This window comes from Actinomadura rugatobispora (assembly GCF_055379765.1).
The window spans coordinates 2,001,359-2,021,060 of record NZ_AP029191.1 but is presented as its reverse complement, the minus strand read 5'-3'; the positions used below and the strand labels follow the sequence as shown (position 1 = coordinate 2,021,060).

The 19,702-nt window shown below is 75.7% G+C and carries 16 protein-coding genes, 1 pseudogene and 1 riboswitch; all 17 genes and pseudogenes read left to right on the top strand.

Annotated elements, in window-relative coordinates; genetic code table 11:
• Positions 1 to 39: 39 nt before the first annotated feature.
• Positions 40 to 165, top strand: a riboswitch (cobalamin riboswitch).
• A 153-nt stretch (positions 166 to 318) separates the two neighbouring features.
• The 17 genes and pseudogenes from ACZ466_RS08385 to ACZ466_RS08305 all read left to right on the top strand — a co-directional run bounded on the left by ACZ466_RS08385 (position 319) and on the right by ACZ466_RS08305 (position 19,691).
• Entirely contained in the window at positions 319 to 2,601 is a 2,283-nt protein-coding gene (locus tag ACZ466_RS08385) for a magnesium chelatase subunit D family protein (protein ID WP_378282581.1), read from the top strand.
• Positions 2,602 to 2,608: 7 nt separating this feature from the next.
• On the top strand, positions 2,609 to 3,211 hold the full coding sequence (gene cobO / locus ACZ466_RS08380) for a cob(I)yrinic acid a,c-diamide adenosyltransferase (protein WP_378282582.1): 603 nt from the start codon (positions 2,609 to 2,611) through the stop codon (positions 3,209 to 3,211).
• The gene (locus ACZ466_RS08375; RefSeq protein WP_378282583.1) at positions 3,208 to 4,584 is read left to right on the top strand and encodes a cobyrinate a,c-diamide synthase; all 1,377 of its coding nucleotides are present in this window, start codon (positions 3,208 to 3,210) and stop codon (positions 4,582 to 4,584) included. The genes cobO and ACZ466_RS08375 overlap by 4 nt, the downstream gene beginning before the upstream one ends.
• Positions 4,581 to 5,921, top strand: coding sequence for a precorrin-2 C(20)-methyltransferase (gene cobI / locus ACZ466_RS08370; RefSeq protein ID WP_378282584.1), 1,341 nt, complete (start codon positions 4,581 to 4,583; stop codon positions 5,919 to 5,921). The genes ACZ466_RS08375 and cobI overlap by 4 nt, the downstream gene beginning before the upstream one ends.
• A pseudogene (locus tag ACZ466_RS08365) lies at positions 5,918 to 6,151 on the top strand (SAM-dependent methyltransferase); the annotation flags it as partial. The gene cobI and the pseudogene ACZ466_RS08365, both read left to right, overlap by 4 nt.
• An 88-nt stretch (positions 6,152 to 6,239) precedes the next feature.
• Positions 6,240 to 6,740: a cobalt-precorrin-4/precorrin-4 C(11)-methyltransferase gene (locus ACZ466_RS08360; protein WP_464043128.1), complete on the top strand. Its 501-nt coding sequence runs from the start codon at positions 6,240 to 6,242 to the stop codon at positions 6,738 to 6,740.
• Entirely contained in the window at positions 6,737 to 7,321 is a 585-nt protein-coding gene (locus tag ACZ466_RS08355) for a hypothetical protein (protein ID WP_378282586.1), read from the top strand. Before ACZ466_RS08360 ends, ACZ466_RS08355 begins: the two co-directional genes overlap by 4 nt.
• A complete protein-coding gene (cbiE, locus tag ACZ466_RS08350) occupies positions 7,318 to 8,700 on the top strand; it encodes a precorrin-6y C5,15-methyltransferase (decarboxylating) subunit CbiE (RefSeq protein ID WP_378282587.1) in 1,383 nt (460 codons plus the stop codon). The genes ACZ466_RS08355 and cbiE overlap by 4 nt, the downstream gene beginning before the upstream one ends.
• The gene (gene cobJ, locus ACZ466_RS08345; RefSeq protein WP_378282588.1) at positions 8,697 to 10,454 is read left to right on the top strand and encodes a precorrin-3B C(17)-methyltransferase; all 1,758 of its coding nucleotides are present in this window, start codon (positions 8,697 to 8,699) and stop codon (positions 10,452 to 10,454) included. The genes cbiE and cobJ overlap by 4 nt, the downstream gene beginning before the upstream one ends.
• A 49-nt stretch (positions 10,455 to 10,503) precedes the next feature.
• Positions 10,504 to 11,100: a precorrin-8X methylmutase gene (locus ACZ466_RS08340; RefSeq protein ID WP_378282589.1), complete on the top strand. Its 597-nt coding sequence runs from the start codon at positions 10,504 to 10,506 to the stop codon at positions 11,098 to 11,100.
• Entirely contained in the window at positions 11,097 to 12,050 is a 954-nt protein-coding gene (locus tag ACZ466_RS08335) for a sirohydrochlorin chelatase (RefSeq protein ID WP_378282590.1), read from the top strand. Before ACZ466_RS08340 ends, ACZ466_RS08335 begins: the two co-directional genes overlap by 4 nt.
• Entirely contained in the window at positions 12,040 to 13,077 is a 1,038-nt protein-coding gene (gene cobC, locus ACZ466_RS08330) for an Rv2231c family pyridoxal phosphate-dependent protein CobC (protein WP_378282591.1), read from the top strand. Before ACZ466_RS08335 ends, cobC begins: the two co-directional genes overlap by 11 nt.
• Positions 13,061 to 14,215, top strand: coding sequence for a nicotinate-nucleotide--dimethylbenzimidazole phosphoribosyltransferase (gene cobT / locus ACZ466_RS08325; protein ID WP_378282592.1), 1,155 nt, complete (start codon positions 13,061 to 13,063; stop codon positions 14,213 to 14,215). The genes cobC and cobT overlap by 17 nt, the downstream gene beginning before the upstream one ends.
• A 135-nt stretch (positions 14,216 to 14,350) precedes the next feature.
• Complete coding sequence (cobA, locus tag ACZ466_RS08320) at positions 14,351 to 15,616, top strand: uroporphyrinogen-III C-methyltransferase (RefSeq protein WP_378282649.1); 1,266 nt, start codon at positions 14,351 to 14,353, stop codon at positions 15,614 to 15,616.
• Positions 15,613 to 17,436, top strand: coding sequence for a GTPase family protein (locus ACZ466_RS08315; protein WP_378282593.1), 1,824 nt, complete (start codon positions 15,613 to 15,615; stop codon positions 17,434 to 17,436). Before cobA ends, ACZ466_RS08315 begins: the two co-directional genes overlap by 4 nt.
• The gene (locus ACZ466_RS08310; protein ID WP_378282594.1) at positions 17,433 to 19,136 is read left to right on the top strand and encodes a P-loop NTPase family protein; all 1,704 of its coding nucleotides are present in this window, start codon (positions 17,433 to 17,435) and stop codon (positions 19,134 to 19,136) included. The genes ACZ466_RS08315 and ACZ466_RS08310 overlap by 4 nt, the downstream gene beginning before the upstream one ends.
• Before the next feature lie 87 nt (positions 19,137 to 19,223).
• Positions 19,224 to 19,691 carry a single-stranded DNA-binding protein gene (locus tag ACZ466_RS08305; RefSeq protein WP_378282595.1) on the top strand — a complete coding sequence of 156 codons (468 nt, stop codon included), beginning with the start codon at positions 19,224 to 19,226 and terminating at the stop codon, positions 19,689 to 19,691.
• The last annotated feature ends 11 nt before the right edge of the window (positions 19,692 to 19,702 follow it).

Genomic DNA, 19,702 nt, shown 5'->3' with positions numbered 1-19,702 from the left:
TTCCTACCGGTATGCCATCCTGTGCAGGCGACGGAAGCGGAGGAACCCGGTGCGAATCCGGGGCTGTCCCGCAACTGTGACCATGGGGAGCTCCCCCTCGCGTTCGGCCACGGCGGCGACGCTGGAAGGCTGAGGGGGAGTGGCGATCCGGGAGCCAGGAGACTCCGGCCGTCGGAGGGACGCGGGCGACCGCGGTGAACCGAGTGACACCACTCGCGGGCACCGCCGAGCCTCTGGGGGCGTCCCTTGGAAGGACAGCCACGGGCGTGGACACCCGAGGGAAGGACGATGAGGCATGCCGCCCTATCTGATGGGCCGATGAGCCGCGCGGGCGCCGACGGGCAGCCCCACCAGGCGCGCTACCCCTTTTCCGCCGTCGTCGGCATGGACGACCTCAAGCTCGCACTGCTGGTCAACGCGGTCTCTCCGGGCGTGGGCGGCGTGCTGGTCCGCGGTGAGAAGGGCACCGCCAAGTCGACGATCGTGCGGGCGCTGGCCGACCTGCTGCCGTCGGTGCCGGTGGTGGCGGGCTGCCGGTTCTCCTGCGACCCCCGCGACCCCGACCCGGCCTGCCCGGACGGCCCGCACGCCGTGTTCGACGGCGAGCCGGACGAGGACGGCGCCTTCGACGCGGCCCCCGAGCCCGCCGATGAGCCGGCCGACGACACCGGCGCCCGTGCGGCCGCTCCCGCGGCTCCGGCGCCGGTCGGGCCGGCCGGAGCCGAGCAGCGGCCCGCACGGCTGGTCGAGCTGCCCGTCGGCGCCTCCGAGGACCGCCTCACCGGCTCCCTGGACATCGAGCGCGCCCTCACCGAGGGCGTGAAGGCGTACGAGCCCGGACTGCTGGCCGCCGCGCACCGCGGCGCGCTGTACGTCGACGAGGTCAACCTGCTGCACGACCACCTGGTCGACCTGCTCCTGGACGCCGCCGCGATGGGCGAGTCGCACGTCGAGCGCGAGGGCGTCTCGGTCCGGCACGCCGCCCGGTTCCTGCTGGTCGGCACCATGAACCCGGAGGAGGGCGAGCTGCGCCCGCAGCTGCTCGACCGGTTCGGGCTCACCGTGGAGGTCGCCGCGACCCGCGACCCCGCCGAGCGCGCCGAGGTCGTGCGGCGGCGGCTGGACTACGAGCGCGACCCGGTCCGCTTCGCCGCCCGCTGGGGCGTGGCCGAGGCCGAGCTGGCCGCCCGGATCGCCTCCGCGCAGTCCCGGCTGCCCCGGGTGGAGCTCACCGACGCCGCGCTCCGCCAGATCACCGCCGTCTGCGCCGCCTTCGAGGTGGACGGGCTGCGCGCCGACCTGGTGACGGCCCGGGCCGCGATGGCGCTGGCCGCCTGGCACCGGCGCACCGTGGTCACCGCCGAGGACGTGCGGACCGCGGCCCGGCTGGCGCTGCCGCACCGGCGCCGCCGCGACCCGTTCGACGCGCCGGGCCTGGACGAGAAGAAGCTGGACGAGATCCTGGAGGAGCACGGCGACGACTCCCCGGACCGTCCCGGAGACGCCCCACCCGAGCCCGAGCCCGAGCCCCGGCCGGAACCGGCGTCGGCCGAGGCCGAGGAAGGGCCCGGCGACGACGGGTCCGGGCCCGCCGACGGCGACGAGCCCGACGACGACGGGCCGGGCGGCGGCCCCGGCGGCGGACCGGGCGGCCTCGATGGCGGCGGGGGCGGGGGCGGGGGCGTGCTGAGCGTCCTGGACGCCCTGCTCAACGGCCGTTCGGTGAACGACGGCGAGCGGCCCGCCGACGAGCGCCTGCCCACCAAGGAGCGGGACGCGGGCGAGGGCGAGCCCGCCCAGGCCGGCGCCACATTCAGGCCCCGGCTGTTCACCGTGCCGGGTACCGGCACCGGCGCGCCCGGCCGCCGCTCCAAGGCGCGCAGCCCGTTCGGGCGCGTCTCCGGCGCCCGGCCCGGCGCCCGCGGCCTGCACCTGAGCGCCACGCTGCACGCCGCCGCCCCGCACCAGCACGCGCGCGGCCGGACCGGTCCCGGGATCGTGGTCGAGGCCGGCGACCTGCGGGAGGCGGTCCGCGACGGGCGCGAGGGCAACCTGGTGCTGTTCGTCGTCGACGCCAGCGGCTCGATGGCGGCGCGGCGGCGGATGACCGCGGTCAAGGGCGCGGTGCTCAGCCTGCTGATGGACGCCTACCAGCGCCGCGACAAGGTCGGGCTGATCACCTTCCGGGGCACCGCGGCCGAGCTGGCGCTGCCGCCGACCTCGTCGGTCGAGGCCGGCGCGCGGCGGCTGGGCCGGCTGCCGACCGGGGGCCGCACCCCGCTGGCCGCCGGGCTGCTGCGGGCCGCCGAGACGCTGCGGGTGGAGCGGGTGCGCGACCCGTCCCGCCGGCCGCTGCTGGTGGTGGTGACCGACGGCCGCTTCACGCACGGGCCCGACCCGTCCGCGGCGGCGGGGCTGCTGGCCGCGGCCGGGGTGGCGTCGGTCGTGGTCGACTGCGAGTCCGGGCCGGTGCGGCTCGGCATGGCGGCCGAGCTGGGGACCCGGCTCGGCGCGGAGACCGTGCGGCTGGAGGACCTCGCCGCCGGCGGCCTGGCCGGGGTGGTCAGGGACGTCAGGAACGCGTCCGGGAAGGTGGCGTGAGCACGCGATGCCGCAGGGAAAGCCGGAGTACGTGCCCGAGGACGGGCTCACCACCAGGGAGCGCCGCAACCGGCCGCTGGTGATCGTGCACACCGGCCCGGGGAAGGGCAAGTCGACCGCGGCCTTCGGGCTGGCGCTGCGCGCCTGGAACCAGGGCTGGCCGATCGGGGTGTTCCAGTTCGTGAAGTCGGCCAAGTGGCGGATCGGCGAGGAGCGGGCGCTGCGCGTCCTCGGCGACAGCGGCGAGGGCGGCCCGGTGACCTGGAACAAGATGGGCGAGGGTTGGTCGTGGATCCAGCGTCCGGGGACCGAGGCCGACCACGAGGCCGACGCCCGGGAGGGCTGGGCGCAGATCAAGCGCGACCTGGCCGCCGAGACGTACCGGTTCTACGTGCTCGACGAGTTCACCTACCCGATGAAGTGGGGCTGGATCGACGTCGACGACGTCCTCACCGCGCTGAAGGACCGGCCGGGCGCGCAGCATGTGGTGATCACCGGCCGGGACGCCGATCCGCGGCTGCTGGAGCTCGCCGACCTGGTCACCGAGATGGGCAAGGTGAAGCACCCGATGGACCGCGGCCAGAAGGGCCAGAAGGGCATCGAGTGGTGAGTCCGGTCCCTCGCCTGGTGGTGGCGGCGCCCGCGTCGGGCAGCGGCAAGACGACCGTCGCGACCGGGCTGATGGCGGCGCTGGCGGCCCGCGGCACCGCCGTGTCGCCGCACAAGGTCGGCCCCGACTACATCGACCCGGGCTACCACGCGCTCGCCACCGGCCGCCCTGGCCGCAACCTCGACCCGTGGCTGACGTCGGAGGACCTGGTCGTCCCGCTGTTCCTGCACGGCGCCGCCGGGGCGGAGGTGGCGGTCGTCGAGGGCGTCATGGGCCTGTTCGACGGCGCCGCCGAGCAGGGCGGGTTCGCCTCGACCGCCCATGTGGCCGGGCTGCTGGACGCGCCGGTGGTGCTGGTGGTGGACGCCGCAGCGGCGGGCCGTTCGGTGGCGGCGACCGTGCACGGCTTCCGGACCTACGACGAGCGGGTGCGGCTGGGCGGCGTCATCCTCAACCGGATCGGCTCGGACGGGCACGAGCGGATGTGCCGCGAGGCCGTCGAGGAACTGGGCGTGCCGGTGCTGGGCGCGCTGCGGCGGCGGGACGACGTGGCGACGCCGTCCCGCCACCTCGGGCTGATCCCGGCGGCCGAACGCAGCGTGGAGGCGGTCGCGACCGTCGAGCGGCTCGGTGACCTGGTCGCCTCGTCCTGCGATCTCGACGCCCTGACGGCCCTGGCCCGGAGCGCCCCGCCGCTGCCCGCGTCGGCGCGGTGGGAGCCGGGCGCGCAGGTGGCCGCGCCCCCGCCGGGCGGCGGGCGGCCCCGGATCGCGGTCGCGGGCGGCCCGGCGTTCACGTTCGGGTACGCGGAGAACGAGGAGCTGCTGGAGGCGGCGGGCGCCGAGGTGGTCCGGTTCGACCCGCTGCGCGACGAGCGGCTGCCGGACGCCACGCGCGGCGTGGTGATCGGCGGCGGCTTCCCCGAGATGTACGCGCCCGAGCTGTCGGCCAACGAGCCGCTGCGGCGCGCCCTGGTCGCGTTCGCGTCCGGGGGCGGCCCGGTGTACGCCGAATGCGCCGGGCTGCTCTACCTGGGCCGGGAGCTGGACGGCGAGCCGATGTGCGGTGTCCTGGAGGAGGTCACCGCGACCATGGCGCCGCGGCTGACCCTCGGGTACCGGTCGGCCGTCGCCGTGTCGGACTCGGTGGTCGCCCGTACCGGGGAGCGTGTGCGGGGCCACGAGTTCCACCGCACCGTCACCGAGCCCCGCCACGGTGGAACGGCGGCCTGGCAGTGGTCGACCACCTCCCCCGAGGGTTTCGTCCAGGGGGATTGCATCGCCTCGTATCTGCATCTGCACTGGGCGGGGGAACCGTTGTTCGCCGAGCGGATGGTGCGGGCGAGCCAGGCCGAAGAAGGAGAGGACGCTTGACGACCTTCGATGCGGCCTTCGGCGCGGAGGGCGGCGGCCTGGAGGGCGGGCGTGCACGGCTGCGCCCGTTCGCGCCGGGCGACGCGGCCGCCCTGGCGGAGGCGATGGGCGCGGGCGAGGACTTCCTGCCGCCCAACGTCCCGGCGAGCGGCGACGCGCTGGACTGGTGGCTGGCCGAGGGCGTGCACGGCGCCGCCCGTTCGGGTGAGGGCCTGCAGGCGGCGGTGGCCGATCGCGCGACCGGCGAGCTGCACGGCACGATCGGGTTGTACCGGGTCGACTGGACGGCGCGCGCGGCCGAGGCCGGGTACGGGATCCGCCCGGCGGCACGCGGCCGCGGGCTGGCCACCGACGCGCTCCGCACCCTCAGTGAGTGGGCTCTGCGTCCCGGCGAAAGCGGCGGGGGCGGGCTCAACCGGGTCGAGTTGCGCGTGGACGTCGGCAACCACGCCTCCGTCCGCGTCGCAGAGAAGGCGGGCTTCCGGCATGAGGGCGTGCTGCGCGCCACCGGGCGAGACCCCGAAGGCCGTCCCGTCGACCAGTACGTGTTCAGTCTCGTCGCCGCCGACCTGGACGCCCGGCGCGAGGGCGCGCGCGGTCCCGGGAAGCTGATCGGCGTCGGCGTCGGGCCCGGCGATCCCGAACTGGTGACGGCCAAGGGCGTGCGCGCGCTGCGGGAGTCCGACGTCGTCCTGGTGCCGGTCATCGCACTGGACGAGGAGGGCCGCGCCGAGTCGGTCGTCCGCGCCTACACGGGCAAGGCCGAACGCGTCGTGTTCGCCCTCAACGACCGCGGCGGTGTCACCGAGCGCCGCGCCGCCGCCTGGGACGCCGCCGCCGAACGCGTCGTCCGGGCGTTCGACGAGGGCGCCGCCACCGTCGCGTTCGCCACCATCGGCGACCCCAACGTCTACTCGACCTTCACCTACCTCGCGCAGACCGTCCAGGCCCTGCGGCCCGGCACCGAGGTCGCGACCGTGCCCGGGATCACCGCCATGCAGGACCTGGCGGCCCGGTCCGGCACCGTGCTCGCCGAGGGCACGGAGTCGATCGGGCTGGTGCCGCTGGCCGGAGGCCCGGGGGCGCTGCGGGCGTTCCGGGCCGCGCTGGAGACGGGCGACACCGTCGTGGCGTACAAGTTCGGCTCGGTCGCCGCCGAGGTGGTCGAGGCGCTCAAGGAGACCGGACGGCTGGAGGACGCCCGCTACGGCGCCCGCCTCGGCCTGCCCGGCGAGGAGATCCGGCCCGCCCGCGACCTGGCCGGGCCCGTCCCCTACCTGTCCACGCTGATCGTGCCGGGCCGCCGCGACGGCGCCCGGGGAGGAAGGCTGCGATGACACCCCCCTCAGGTCCCCGCGGCCGGGTGCTGTTCGTGGGCGCCGGGCCCGGCGCCGCCGACCTGCTCACCTTCCGCGCCGCCCGCGCCATCGCGTCCGCGGACGTGGTGATCTGGGCGGCCAGCCTGGTCCATCCGGACGTGCTGGAGCACGCCCGGGACGGCGCCGAGATCGTCGACTCCGCGCAGCTGCCGATGGAGGGCGTGCTGCCGTACTACGAGCGGGCCGTGGCGGAGGGGCTCACCGTCGCCCGCATCCACTCCGGCGACCCCGCGCTGTGGGGGGGCGCTCCAGGAGCAGCTCGACCGCTGCAAGGAGATGGGCCTGGAGACCGAGGTCGTCCCGGGCGTGTCCAGTTTCAGCGCGGTCGCGGCCGTGGTGGAGCGCGAGCTGACCATCCCCGAGGTCGCCCAGTCGGTCGTGCTGACCCGGCTCGGCGGCGGCAAGACCCCGATGCCGCCGGGGGAGGAGGTCCGCGCGTTCGCGCGGCACGGCACCACGATGGCGCTGTTCCTGTCGGCCGCCCGGTCCGGGCAGCTCCAGGAGGAGCTGCTGGAGGGCGGCTACCCCGAGGACACCCCGTGCGTGGTCGCCTACCAGGCGACCTGGCCGGACGAGCTGGTCGTCCGATGCACCCTGGGCGAGCTGGAGGCCACGGTCAAGGAGCACCGGCTGTGGAAGCACACGCTGGTGCTGGTCGGGCCGGCGCTGGCGGCGGGCGGCACCCGGTCGCACCTGTACCACCCGGGCCACTTCCACGGTCACCGGCGTGCCGAGCCGTCGGCGCGGCGGCGGCTTCGGGAGGCTCGTCGGCCATGAACCCAACAGGCACGGCACGATCGGACGGCGGCACCGGCGGCGGCAGCGGTGGTGGCGGGGCGGTAGCGGCGATCGCGGCACAGGGCGAGCGGACCCTCGTGCTGCACGGCGCCGGACCGGCCGGCCGCACGGCCGCCAGGATGCTGCCCAAACTCCCCGAGGTCTGCTTCGTCGAGGTGGGCGCCGGGACGGCCGCGCGCGGCGACGTGGACGAGGCGCTGCGGCAGGCGGTCGAGCACGGCCTCCGCCAGCTGATCCTGCTCGCCACCGCGGACGCCCTCGCCGCCCTCGAACCGGTGGACGGTCTCGCCGGCATCACCGCCGACATGGGCGGGTCCGCGGAACTGGCGGACGCGGTGGCCGCGGCTGGATCCGCGCGGCGCGCCTACGAGCTGTGGGAGGAGGCCAGGCTGCTCGGGCCGTGCGGGCGGGAGCTGTGCCGCCGCGTCGCCGACGACCTGGAACGCGCCGCCGCGGCCGTGCGGGAGGGCTCCGAGGCGAGCCCGATCGCGGTGCAGGTCGTGCTGATGGACTTCGGCGGCGAGCGCATGGTCGGCATGTACGGACGGCTGAGCCGATGACCTCCCCGGCCTCGTCGTCGTCCCTGACCGTCCTGGGGCACGACGGCTCGCCCCTCTCCGCCGAGGCCCGCGAGCTGCTGGAGCGCGCCTCGCTCGTGGCCGGCGGCCGCCGGCACCTGGCGGCGGTGCCGGTCCCGCCCGGCGCCCGCACGATCGTGATGGGCGAGCTCCGGGCCGCCCTCGACGCGATCGACGAGGAACTCGACCGCGAGGACGGCGACCACCACGTGGTGGTCGTGGCCAGCGGCGACCCCGGGTTCTTCGGGATCGTCCGGGCGCTGCGCGAGCGCGGGCGGCGGCCCCGGGTGCTTCCGGCGCTGTCGTCGGTGCAGCGGGCGTTCGCGCGGGCCGGGCTGTCGTGGGACGACGCCCTTGTCGTCTCGGCGCACGGCCGCGAACTGCGCCGCGCCGTGAACGCGTGCCGGGCCCATCCCAAGGTCGCGGTGCTCACCGCGCCGGGCGCGGGCCCGGCCGAGCTGGCGCGCGCCCTGTTCCCGCAGACGCCGCGCACGTTCGTGGTGTGCGAGGACCTCGGCGGCCCGCGCGAGCGCGTGGTGCGCGTCCGTCCCGCCGAGGCCACCACCCGTCCCTGGCGCGACCCGAACGTGGTGCTCGTCCTGGACCAGCGCCGGATCGCGGCGGCGGCCGCCTACGGCGAGCGCGGCTGGATCGCCGGGGCGCGGCCCGGACCGGCGCGGTGGGCGCTGCCCCCGGCCGACTTCGCGTACGGCGCGCCGTCCCGCGGCGCCGCCGGGACGGGCGCGGAAATCAGGGCGTTCGCGCTGGCCAAGCTGGGCCCCCGGGTCGGCGACATGGTCTGGGACGTCGGCGCGGGCCGCGGCGAGATCGCGATCGAGTGCGCCCGGTTCGGCGCGGCGGTCGTCGCCGTCGAACGGGACGAGGCGGCCTGCGAGGGGATCCGCGCCAACGTGCGCGCCCACCGCGTCAAGGTGGCCGTCTCGCGCGGCACGGCGCCGGCCGTCCTGGAGCACCTGCCCGAGCCCGACGCGGTGTTCGTCGGCGGCGGCGGGCCGGACGTGGCGCGGGCCTGCGCCGCCCGGGCCCTGCGCAGCGTGGTCGTCGTGGTCGCCGACGCCGACCGCGTGCAAGGCGCCATCGACGCGCTCAAGGGCGAGTCGCTCGCCACCCAGGCCGTAAGCCTCTCCGCCGCCCCGTTCGGCGCGGCGCCGGCCGCGCCGGTCTACGTCGTGTGGGGCGAGCGCGCCGGCACCGCGACCGGCCCGGAGGGGCGGCGCGGGCGGGCGGTGCCGCAGCGGCCCCCGGCGTCCGCGGCCGTGACGGTCGCCGAACTCCCCGAAATGGATGTGGACGAAGTGGACGGTATGGACGGCGAGTCTGCGAGCGGGAGCGTGCGGTGATCGGAGTCGTCGCGGCGACGGCCGGGGGCCGTTCAGCGGCCGGGGCGCTGGCGGCCGCCTGGCCGGGCGAGGTGCGCTCGTTCACCGATCTGAAGGCGTCCGAGGCGCTCCGCGAGGCCTGGCGGACCTGCGACTCCATCGTCAGCTTCCTCGCCGTCGGCGCGACCGTCCGGGTCCTGGCCCCGCTGCTGGAGCACAAGACCACCGACCCGGCCGTGGTCTGCGTGGATGAGAGCATGCGGTTCGCGGTGGCGGTGCTGGGCGGCCACCACGGCGCGAACCTGCTGGCCAGGCGGCTCACCGGGGTGCTGGGCTGCGAGCCGGTCGTCACGACCGCCAGCGACCGCACCGGTGTCGCCCCGCTCGACTCCTACGGCGCGGACCTGGGCTTCACCGTCCACAACCCGGACCTGCTCGCCCATGTCGGGGCCGCGGTGCTGTCGGGGGAGCCGGTCGCGCTGGAGGGCGCGGACGGCTGGCCGCTGCCCGCCCTCCCGCCGAACGTCCGCGTCCCCCCCTCCGCGCAGGATGAGCGGGAGGAGCAGGACGAGCCCGGGACCGGGATCCTGGTCACCGACGGCGCCGAGATCGCGTGCATGTGCCACGAGGGCTGGTTCGGCAACCGGCTGGTGTACCGGCCGCCGTCGCTGGTGGTGGGGGTCGGGTCGGCGCGCGGCGTCACGGCGGCGGAGGCCGGCGAGCTGATCGACCTGACGCTGGCGGGCGCCGGGCTCGCGCCGGAGTCCGTCCGGTGCCTGGCGACCGTGGACCTCAAGGCGGACGAGGAGGGGATCCTCAAGGCCGCCGAGGAGCGCGGCTGGGAGGTCGTCACGTTCCCGGCGGAGGTGCTGGCGGAGGTCGAGGTCCCCAACCCGTCCGAGGTCGTGCGGGCCGAGGTCGGCACGCCCAGCGTCGCCGAGGCCGCGGCCCTGCACGCCGCCCGCTCGTTCGGGCGGAGCGCCGAACTCGTCGCCCCCAAGCACAAGTCGGCCAACGCCACGGCCGCCGTCGCCCGGCTGGCCCCCAAGGGGCGGCTGAGCATCGTCGGGCTCGGGCCGGGCGCCCGCGACCTGCTCACCCCCCGCGCGCACGAGGCGCTGCGGCGGTCGTCGGTGGTCGTGGGCCTGGACCAGTATGTCGACCAGGTCCGCGACCTCCTCCGCCCCGGCACCAGGATCGTCGAGAGCGGCCTGGGCCAGGAGGAGGAACGGGCCCGTACCGCCGTCGAGGAGGCGGAGGCCGGGCGGGCGGTCGCGCTGATCGGGTCCGGGGACGCGGGCGTGTACGCGATGGCGAGCCCAGCGCTGGAGTTCGCCTCGGACCGCGTCGAGGTCGAGGGCGTCCCGGGGATCACCGCCGCGGTCGCCGCGTCCGGCCTGCTCGGCGCCCCGCTCGGCCACGACCACGCCTACATCTCGCTGTCCGACCTGCACACCCCGTGGGAGATCATCGAGCGGCGGGTGCGGGCCGCGGCGGAGGGCGACTTCGCCGTCTGCTTCTACAACCCGCGCAGCCGCGCGCGCGACTGGCAGCTGCCCGCGGCCCTGGAGATCCTGGCCGCGCACCGGCCCCCGGACACGCCGGTCGGCCTGGTCCGCAACGCCTCCCGCCCGGACGAGACCGTCACCGTCACCACGCTCGGCGGGCTCGACCCCGAGGCGGTCGACATGCTCACGGTGGTGCTGGTCGGATCGAGCCGCAGCCGGACCGTGGCCGGGCGATTCGTCACCCCCAGGGGGTATCGATGGGCCTGACCGTTCCGTCCGTCCCCCCGTTCGTCCCCTCTCCTGCCGAGGAGCGCCCGTGACCGTTCGCCGGCCCCACCCGATCGAGGTCCGCTCGTTCGAGATCCTGCGGTCGCGCGTCGACCTCTCGCCCATGCCGCCGCTGTGGCGGGCCGTGGCCGAGCGCGTGATCCACGCCAGCGCCGACCTGGAGTACGCCGTCGACCTGCAGACCCGCGAGGAGCACCTGGAACGCGGCTGGGCCGCGCTGCGCTCGGGCGCCCCGCTGGTCACCGACGTCGCCATGGTCGCCGCCGGGATCACCGCCCGCGAGACGCTGTGCCACGTCAACGACCCCGCGGCGGCCAGGATGGCCCGCGCGGCGGGCATCACCCGGTCCGCCGCCGCGGTGCGGCTGTCGTACGCCGAGGTCGGCCCCGGCGCGGTCTGGGTCGTCGGCTGCGCCCCCACCGCGCTGTTCGAGCTCATCAACCGCCGGGTCGCCCCCGCCCTGGTCATCGGGCTGCCGGTGGGCTTCGTCGGCGCCGCCGAGTCCAAGGAGGCGCTGCGCGCCAGCGGGCTCCCGCAGCTCAGCAACGTCTCGGAGAAGGGCGGCTCGGCGGTCGCCGCGGCCGCCGCCAACGCCTTGCTCTACCACGAGGGGGAGTCACGATGACCGTGCCCGCGGAGCCGGGACCGCCGCTCCTGGTGGTCGGCCACGGCACCCAGGACAAGGACGGCGTCGCCGACTTCGGCCGGTTCGTCCAGCGGCTGCGCCGCCGCATGCGCCCGGCCGTGGCCGGGGGCTTCATCGAACTGTCGCCGCCCCCGCTCACCGAGGTCGTCGCCGGACTGTACGGGGACGGCCACCGCAGGGTCGCCGCCGTGCCGCTGGTCCTGGTCGCGGCGGGCCACGGCAAGGGCGACATACCGGGCGCGATGGCCCGCGAGCTGGTCCGCCATCCCGGGCTCTCGTACACCTACGGCCGTCCCCTCGGACCGCACCCCACCCTGCTCACCCTCCTGGAAGAGCGCATGGAGGCGGCCCTGAGCGGCGCGTCCGGAACCGCCGCCGACGGGCCCGCGGCCGTCCTGCTGGTGGGACGCGGCTCGACCGACCCCGACGCCAACGCCGAGGTCCACAAGGTGGCCAGGCTCTTCTGGGAGGGACGCGGCGCGGGCGGGCCCGACCAGGGGCACGGGCTGATGTGCGTGGAGCCCGCGTTCATCTCGCTGGCCCGCCCCAGCGTCCCCGAAGGGCTCGAACGCCTGCGCAGCCTGGGCGCCCGGCGGATCGTCGTGCTGCCGTACTTCCTGTTCAGAGGCGTGCTGCCGGACCGCGTGGCGGACGAGGCACGGGCGTACGCCGCCGGGCACCCCGCCCTGGACATCCGCTGCGCCGAGGTGATCGGCGACTGCGAGGGACTGGCCGACCTGGTCGTCGAACGGTACGAGGAGGCCCTGGCCGGCGACATCCGGATGAACTGCGACACCTGCGTCTACCGGATCACCCTGCCCGGATTCGAGGACCGCGTGGGCGCCCCCCAGACGCCGCACCACCACCCCGACGACCCCGCGGACGGCCACGGGCATGGGCACGGGCATGGGCACGTCCATGCACACTGACGGATCGGCGGACGAGGACATCGACCTGCGGCACCACGGTGACACCGAGGTCGGGGAGGGGCTCCGCGACTATGCCGTGAACGTCCGCACGGGCATGCCCCCCGACTGGCTCGCCGACCGGCTGCGCGCCGCGATCTCCGACCTCGCCGCCTACCCGGACCCCTCGGCCGCGCGGCGGGCGGCGGCCCGGCGGCACGGGCGGGCCACCGAGGAGGTGCTGCTCACCGCGGGCGCCGCCGAGGCGTTCGTGCTGATCGCCCGAGCCCTGAGGCCCCGCCGCGCCGCGGTCGTCCACCCGCAGTTCACCGAGCCCGAGTCCGCGCTGCGCGCGGCGGGCCACGCGGTCGAACGGGTCGTGCTGGGCAAGGACTTCGCCCTCGTCCCGTCCGCCGTCCCCGAGGACGCCGACCTGGTCGTGATCGGCAACCCGACCAACCCGACCTCCGTCCTGCACCCGGCCGCCGCCATCGCCGGGCTCGCCCGTCCCGGACGCACCGTCGTGGTGGACGAGGCGTTCATGGACTGCGTGCCCGGCGAACCCGAGAGCCTGGCCGGACGGCTCCCCGGCGGCGTGATCGTCGTCCGCAGCCTCACCAAGACGTGGGGGCTGGCCGGGCTGCGCGCCGGGTACGTGCTGGCCGAACCGCGGCTGATCGCCGCGCTGGCCGAGGCGCAGCCGCTGTGGGCGGTGTCCACGCCCGCGCTCGTGGCCGTCGAGGAGTGCTTGGCGCCGGCCGCCATTGCCGAGGCGGAGGCGTGGGCCGCCCGGATGGGCGCCGAACGCGACCGGCTGGCCGCCGAGCTGGCCGGGCGCGGACTCTACGTCGTCCCCGAGGCGCGGGCTTCGTTCCTGTGCCTGCGGGTGCCGGACGCGCTCGGCATCCGCGCCCTGCTGCGGGAGCGCGGCTTCGCCATCCGGCGCGGCGACACCTTCCCCGGGCTCGGCCCCGACTGGCTGCGTGTGGCCGTACGGGACCGGGCCGCCAACGACGCCCTCCTGGAGGTGCTGGGTGAGCTGGGAATCTGACCTGACCGCGGAGGCGGCCGCGTCCGTGATCGAGGAGACCGTCGCGGCCGTCGGCCCGCTCGACGAGGCGGCGATGCGGGACGCCCGCGAGCACCAGGCGCGCCTCACCAAGCCGCCCGGCTCGCTGGGCGTGCTGGAGGACCTGCCGGTACGGCTCGCCGGGCTGGCCGGGACGTGCCCGCCGCCGCTGCCCGAGCCCGCCGCGGTCGCCGTGTTCGCCGCCGACCACGGCGTCCACGCCCAGGGCGTGAGCCCCTGGCCGCAGGAGGTGACCGCGCAGATGGTGGCCAACTTCCTGGCCGGCGGCGCGGTCGTGAACGCCTTCGCCGCGCAGGTCGGCGCCACCGTCACCGTCGTGGACGTGGGCGTCGCCGCCGACCTGCCCGCCGCGCCCGGCCTGCTCCCGCGCAAGATCGCCCCGGGCACGGCCGACCTGACCCTGGGCCCGGCGATGACCGCCGGGCAGGCGCGCCGGGCGATGGCGGTCGGCATCGAGACCGCCCGCGACCTGGCCGGCTCCGGCGCCCGCTGCCTGCTCACCGGCGACATGGGCATCGCCAACACCACCGCGTCGGCCGCGCTGATCGCCGCGTTCACCGGCCTGCCGGCCGAGCGCGTCACCGGCCGCGGCACCGGCATCGACGACGCCACCCACGCCCGGAAGGTCGAGATCGTCCGCGCCGCCCTGGCCCGCCACGCCCTCCCCGCAGGGGACGGCGACACGCCGGACGGCGGCACCGAGTACGGGCTGCGGGTGCTGGCCGCGGTCGGCGGGTTCGAGCACGCCGCCCTGGCGGGCTTCATCCTCGGCGGCGCGGCGCTGCGGGTGCCCGTGGTGCTCGACGGCGTGATCGCCGGCGCCGCGGCCCTGGCCGCCGCCGCGATCGCCCCCGACGCCGTGGCCGCCTGCGTGGCGGGCCACCGTTCGGCCGAGCCCGGCCATTCCGCTACCGTGGACCACCTGGGGCTCCGCCCGCTGGTGGACCTGGAACTGCGGCTCGGGGAGGGCACCGGCGCGCTGCTGGCGCTGCCGCTGGTGCAGAGCGCGGTACGGGTCCTGCACGAGGTCGCCACCTTCGACTCGGCCGGGGTGAGCGGAAAGGGCTCCGGGCAGAGTCACGGCATGATCACGGAATGAGTCACGCTCGGCTATCGACTGGGCGGGAGCCCTCTCCATGAACGCCTCAACGCGAGTACCTTTGGTCCACATGGACACGTGTCCGTCACCGGCGGCCGCGAACAACCCCACAGCCCCGATCGAGAGAACACCCACGTGCCCCCGTACCTGCTAGGCCTGCGACTCGGCGGGCGACGCGTCCTCGTCGTCGGCGGCGGCAGGGTCGCACAGCGCCGGGTGCCGGCGCTGCTGGCGGCCGGGGCGGACGTGGTGATGGTCGCCCCCGAGATCACCCCCTCCCTGGAGGACCTGCTCGTCCAGGCCGCGCCCGGCCGGGACGGCGGCACCGGCACGGTCACCTGGCTGCGCCGGCCGTACGAGAAGGGCGACTGCGCGGGCGCCTGGCTGGTCCAGGCCGTCACCGACGACGCCGAGGTCAACGCCGCCGTCGCCGACGAGGCCGAGGCCGACCGGATCTGGTGCGTGCGCGCCGACGACGCCGACGCCTCCCCGGCCTGGACGCCCGCGAGCGGCCGGGTCGGCGAGACCACCGTCGGCGTGCTGGCCGGGGGAGACCCCCGCCGCGCCGCCGGGATCCGCGACGCCGTCGTCGACGGCCTGCGCGACGCGACCCTCGAAGCGCGGCACTCCCGGCACAAGCCGGCCGGCGTGGCGCTGGTCGGCGGCGGCCCCGGCGATCCCGGGCTGATCACCGTGCGCGGGCGGCAGCTGCTCGCCCAGGCCGACGTGGTCGTGACCGACCGGCTGGCCCCCCGCGAGCTGCTGGACGAGCTGCCCGCCGACGTCGAGGTCGTCGACGCCGCCAAGATCCCCTACGGGCGCACGGTCACCCAGGAGCGGATCAACGACTACCTGGTCGAGCACGTCCGGCAGGGGAAGTTCGTGGTCCGGCTCAAGGGCGGCGACCCGTTCGTGTTCGGGCGCGGCGCCGAAGAGGTCCTGCACTGCGCCAGGCACGGCATCCCGGTCACCGTCGTCCCGGGGATCACCAGCGCGGTCGCCGTGCCGTCCGCGGTCGGCATCCCGGTGACCCACCGCGGCGTCACCCAGGAGTTCCACGTGGTGTCCGCGCACGTCTCCCCAGGTCATCCGGCCTCCACGGTCGACTGGCCCGGTCTCGGCCGGGCCCAGGGCACGCTGATCCTGCTGATGGCGGTCGAGCGCATGGCGCTCATCGCCGAGGCCCTCATGCGCTATGGTCGGTCAACTGAAACGCCGGTCGCCGTGGTCCAGGAGGGCACGCTCCCGGGCCAGCGGGCGCTGACGGCGACCCTGGGCACGGTGGCGGGGGAGATGGAGGCCGCAGGGGTGCGGCCACCGGCGATCGTGGTCGTGGGCGACGTGGTCAACGTGGCACGAGAGATCGACATGATTCGAGCGGACATGGGACGGGATCCGTGACACCCCCGGCAGAGCAGAGCGCGGTTCACGACGAGAAGGCGGGCGCGGTCCCCGGCCCCCGTGGCAGGTCCGGCACGTCCCGTGCCGCCCCCGGCGGAGGGTCCGGCGACACGCCCGACGAGGCCGGCATCTCGGTGCGCCAGGGCAAACTGGTCCGCGCCCTCGGCGCCCTGCGCGACGAGCTCGGCGCGTTCGAGTTCCTGCTGGACGTGCCCGGCGTGGAGGAGGCCCGCGAGGCCCAGTTGCAGCTGAAGAACCAGCTCGACGACTACGTCCTCCCGCGCATCCAGGCCGCCGGCACGCCCATGCTCGTCGTCCTCGGCGGCTCCACCGGCGCGGGCAAGTCCACCCTGGTCAACACGCTCGTCGGGGCGCGGGTCAGCGCCACCGGCGTGCTCCGTCCCACCACCAGCAGCCCCATCCTGGTCTGCCACCCCGACTTCACCGACTGGTTCCTCGAAGGCCCGATGCTGCCCGGCATGGGCCGCGTCCGCGGCCCCGCCCCGGACGCCATCGCCGGCGACCAGCTCGTCATCATCGGCAGCGACGCGCTGCCGCCCGGCCTCGCCCTCCTCGACAGCCCCGACTTCGACTCGGTCTTCGAGGACCACTACGAGTTCGCCACCAAGCTCATGGCCGCGGCCGACCTGTGGCTGTGCGTCACCACCGCCGCCCGCTACGCCGACGCCCAGGTCTGGGAGATGCTCCAGCGCGCCCGCGAGAACGGCGCCACCATCGGCGTCGTGCTCTCCCGGGTGCCGCAGGGCGCCGGCTCCGAGGTCGTCGACCACTTCGGCGAGATGCTGGTGGAGCACGACGTCGGCGAGGCCCGCCGCTTCACCATCCCCGAAACCCGCGTCGAGGACAGCCGCCTGCCCGAGGAGGCCGTCGAGGACATCCGCGAATGGCTCGTCGGCGTCGGCGAGAACGCCGACGACCGCACCGTCGTCATCGGCGACACCCTCGTCGGCGTGCTCGACAGCTTCCGCACCCGCGTCCCCGAACTGGCCAAGCAGGTCGAGGCCCAGGTCGAGAAGCGCGCCGAACTGGCCCGCGAGGTCGAGTCCTCCTACGGCACCGCCCTCGCCGAACTCGACGAGGCCACCCGCAACGGCTCCCTCCTGCGCGGCGAGGTGCTGGCCCGCTGGCAGGACTTCGCCGGCACCGGCGACCTGCTGCGCTCCCTGCACGTCCAGCGCGGACGCCCCAAGCGGGGCCCCAGCCGGCGCCGCCGCACCAGCCCCACCCGCGTCCGCGCGCTCAAGGCCGCGCTGCGCGGCGGCCTCGAATCGCTCATCCTCTCCTCCGCCGAGCACGCCGCCGACCAGGTCATCGTCCGCTGGCGCGACCACCCCGCCGGACGCCAGGTCCTGGACGGCCCCGTCACCGGGCTCGGCCACGCCTCCCCCGAACTCTCCCGCCGCGTCACCCGGGCCGTCAGCGCCTGGCAGGACCACGTCCACGAACTGATCCGCACCGAGGGCGTCACCAAGCGCTCGGTCGCCAAGGTGCTGTCGTTCGACTCCGAGGCCGTCTCCCTCGTCCTCATGATCGGACTACTCGGCTACGGCACCTCCGAGGTCGCCGTCGAGGGCGGCACCAGCGCCGTCCCGCAGCGCCTCCTCAAGGCCCTGTTCGGCGCCGAGTCGCTGCGCGGCATGGGCGCCAAGGCCCGCGCCGACCTGCGCAGCCGCATCGGGATGCTGTTCGACGAGGAGTCGATCCGCTACGGGCAGGCCATCGACGCCGCCGGCATCCCCGACGAGACCGTTCCCGTCCAGCTCTACCAGGCCACCTACAACCTCGAGGTCGCCCGATGACCACCTCGGCCATCCCCGCGAACGCGCCGGGCCCTTCCGGCGCCTCCGGTAGGCCCGCCCCACCCGCCGCCCCGGAGGCCGCCGCCGAACCCGGCCCCGGCGGCGTCGCCACCCGCCTCGACAGCCTGGAACGCCTCGTCCGGTACGGCACCGGCCGCCTCGACCGCGACCTCATCGACGACGCCGGGAAGCTCCTCGACCGCGCCGGGCAGCGCCTGCGCCTGTCGGGCGACCACACCGTCGTCACCCTCGCCGGCGGCACCGGCAGCGGCAAGTCCTCCCTGTTCAACGCCGTCTGCGGACTGGAACTGTCGCCCACCGGCATGCGCCGCCCGATGACGTCCAAGGCGCACGCCTGCGTCTGGGGCCTCGACGGCGCCGGGCCCCTCCTCGACTGGCTCGACGTCGACAAGCGCCACCGCTACGCCCGCGCCAGCGCCCTCGACCTGGACCGCGCCGACAGCTCCCTGCACGGGCTCGTCCTGATCGACCTGCCCGACCACGACTCCATCCAGGCCGTCCACCGCGCCGAGGTCGACCGCTTCGTCACCATCGCCGACCTGCTGGTCTGGGTCGTCGACCCGCAGAAGTACGCCGACGCCGCGCTGCACCGCAACTACATCGTCCCGTTCGCCCGGCACGCCGGCGTCACCCTGATCGTCCTCAACCAGGTCGACCGGCTCCAGTCCTTCGAGATCGACGACTGCGTCGCCGACCTGCGCCGCCTCCTGGAGGCCGAGGGCCTGGCCGACCCGCGGATCGTCACCACCTCGGCGGTCAGCGAGCGCGGCGTGCGCGGGCTCCGCGACGTCCTGGTCGACACCGTCGCCGCCCGCCGCGCCCGCGGCGAACGGCTCGACGTCGACATCGACCGGGTCGCCGAACGCCTCGCCGCCCTCCGCGGCCCCGCTGAACCCCCGTCCGGCATCGGCGCCGACCGCCGGGCCGAGCTCGTCCAGGCCCTCACCGACGCCGCCGGCGCCCCGGCCGTCGCCGAGGCCATGGAGAGCGCCTACGAGCTGCGCGCCGCCGACTTCGTCGGCTGGCCCGTCAGCGCCCTGGTCACCCGCCTGCGCAGCGACCCGCTGCGCCGGATGCGCCTCACCGAGCTCCGCGAGGAACTCCGCAACGCCTTCACCGGCCCCATCGGAGCCCAGCAGGGCGACGTCGACACCGCCCTGCAGGGCGTCACCGACGGCGTCACCGGCGACCTGCCCGAACCCTGGGCCCGCTCGGTCCGTGCCGCCGCCCGCTCCCACGCCGGCGAACTCCCCGAAGCCCTCGGCGCCTCCCTCATGGACGCCCTGCCCACGTTCAACCAGGTCCCCGGCTGGTGGTGGCTGGTCAAGACCTGGCAGTACTTCCTCGTCCTGGTCAGCGGCCTGGGCGCGCTGTGGATCGCGCTGCTCCTGATCTACGCCGTCGTCGGCGCGGACGGCCCCGGCGCCCTGCTCGGCGAGACCGGCCTCATCCCGTACGTCCTGATCCTGGTCGTCTGCACGCTCGGCATGGGCGCCCTCACCTCGTCCGCGTGCCGCAACCTGGTGGCGCTGTCCTCGGCCAAGCACGGCCAGCGGATGGAGACCCACATGCGCGAACGCATCGAGCAGATCGCCGACGAGAAGGTCCTGGAGCCGGTCGCGGCCGAACTCGACCGCTACGCCCACTTCCGCTCCGAGGCCGCCAACCTCCTCGGCTGAGTTATCCACAATCCGCACATCCCCTTTCACCCACCGTCATCCTGCGCCACCGTTGAGAGCACGCACCTCAACAAGAGTGGAGCAGCCATGAACGAGGCCCAGATCACCGTGGTCGGCTGGCTGGCCGCCGAGCCCTACTTCACCGTGACCGGCAACGGCACCCCGTTCCTGTCGTTACGAGTCGGCTACACCCCCCGCCGCTACGACCGGCAGAGCGCCCAGTGGCAGGACATCGAGACGATGTTCCTTACGGTCAACTGCTGGCGGTCCCTGGCCGACAACGTCAATGCCTCCGACCTGAGACGCGGCCACCCGGTCGTGGTGACCGGCCGCCTCCGCATCCGCCAGTACGAGAGGGACGGTCAGTGGCGCTTCTCCGCCGAGGTCGAGGCCACCACCCTGGGCCATGACCTCAGCCGCGGCACCGCCGCCTTCCGCCCCGTCCAGCGCGGCGGCGCCCTCACCGACGAAGACCGCCGCGAAGCCCAGGATGCCGCCGACCAGTGGGCCCTGACCGCCACCGACCAACCAGAAGAAGACCCCAAGGCCGCCTAACCTCCCACCGC

Bases quoted from the DNA above. Each gene is read 5' to 3' on its own strand.
- ACZ466_RS08385 (WP_378282581.1), top strand. From the start codon at position 319: ATGAGCCGCGCGGGCGCCGACGGGCAGCCCCACCAGGCGCGCTACCCC.
- cobO (WP_378282582.1), top strand. From the start codon at position 2,609: ATGCCGCAGGGAAAGCCGGAGTACGTGCCCGAGGACGGGCTCACCACC.
- ACZ466_RS08360 (WP_464043128.1), top strand. From the start codon at position 6,240: ATGGGCCTGGAGACCGAGGTCGTCCCGGGCGTGTCCAGTTTCAGCGCG.
- ACZ466_RS08355 (WP_378282586.1), top strand. From the start codon at position 6,737: ATGAACCCAACAGGCACGGCACGATCGGACGGCGGCACCGGCGGCGGC.
- cbiE (WP_378282587.1), top strand. From the start codon at position 7,318: ATGACCTCCCCGGCCTCGTCGTCGTCCCTGACCGTCCTGGGGCACGAC.
- ACZ466_RS08335 (WP_378282590.1), top strand. From the start codon at position 11,097: ATGACCGTGCCCGCGGAGCCGGGACCGCCGCTCCTGGTGGTCGGCCAC.
- cobC (WP_378282591.1), top strand. From the start codon at position 12,040: ATGCACACTGACGGATCGGCGGACGAGGACATCGACCTGCGGCACCAC.
- ACZ466_RS08310 (WP_378282594.1), top strand. From the start codon at position 17,433: ATGACCACCTCGGCCATCCCCGCGAACGCGCCGGGCCCTTCCGGCGCC.
- ACZ466_RS08305 (WP_378282595.1), top strand. From the start codon at position 19,224: ATGAACGAGGCCCAGATCACCGTGGTCGGCTGGCTGGCCGCCGAGCCC.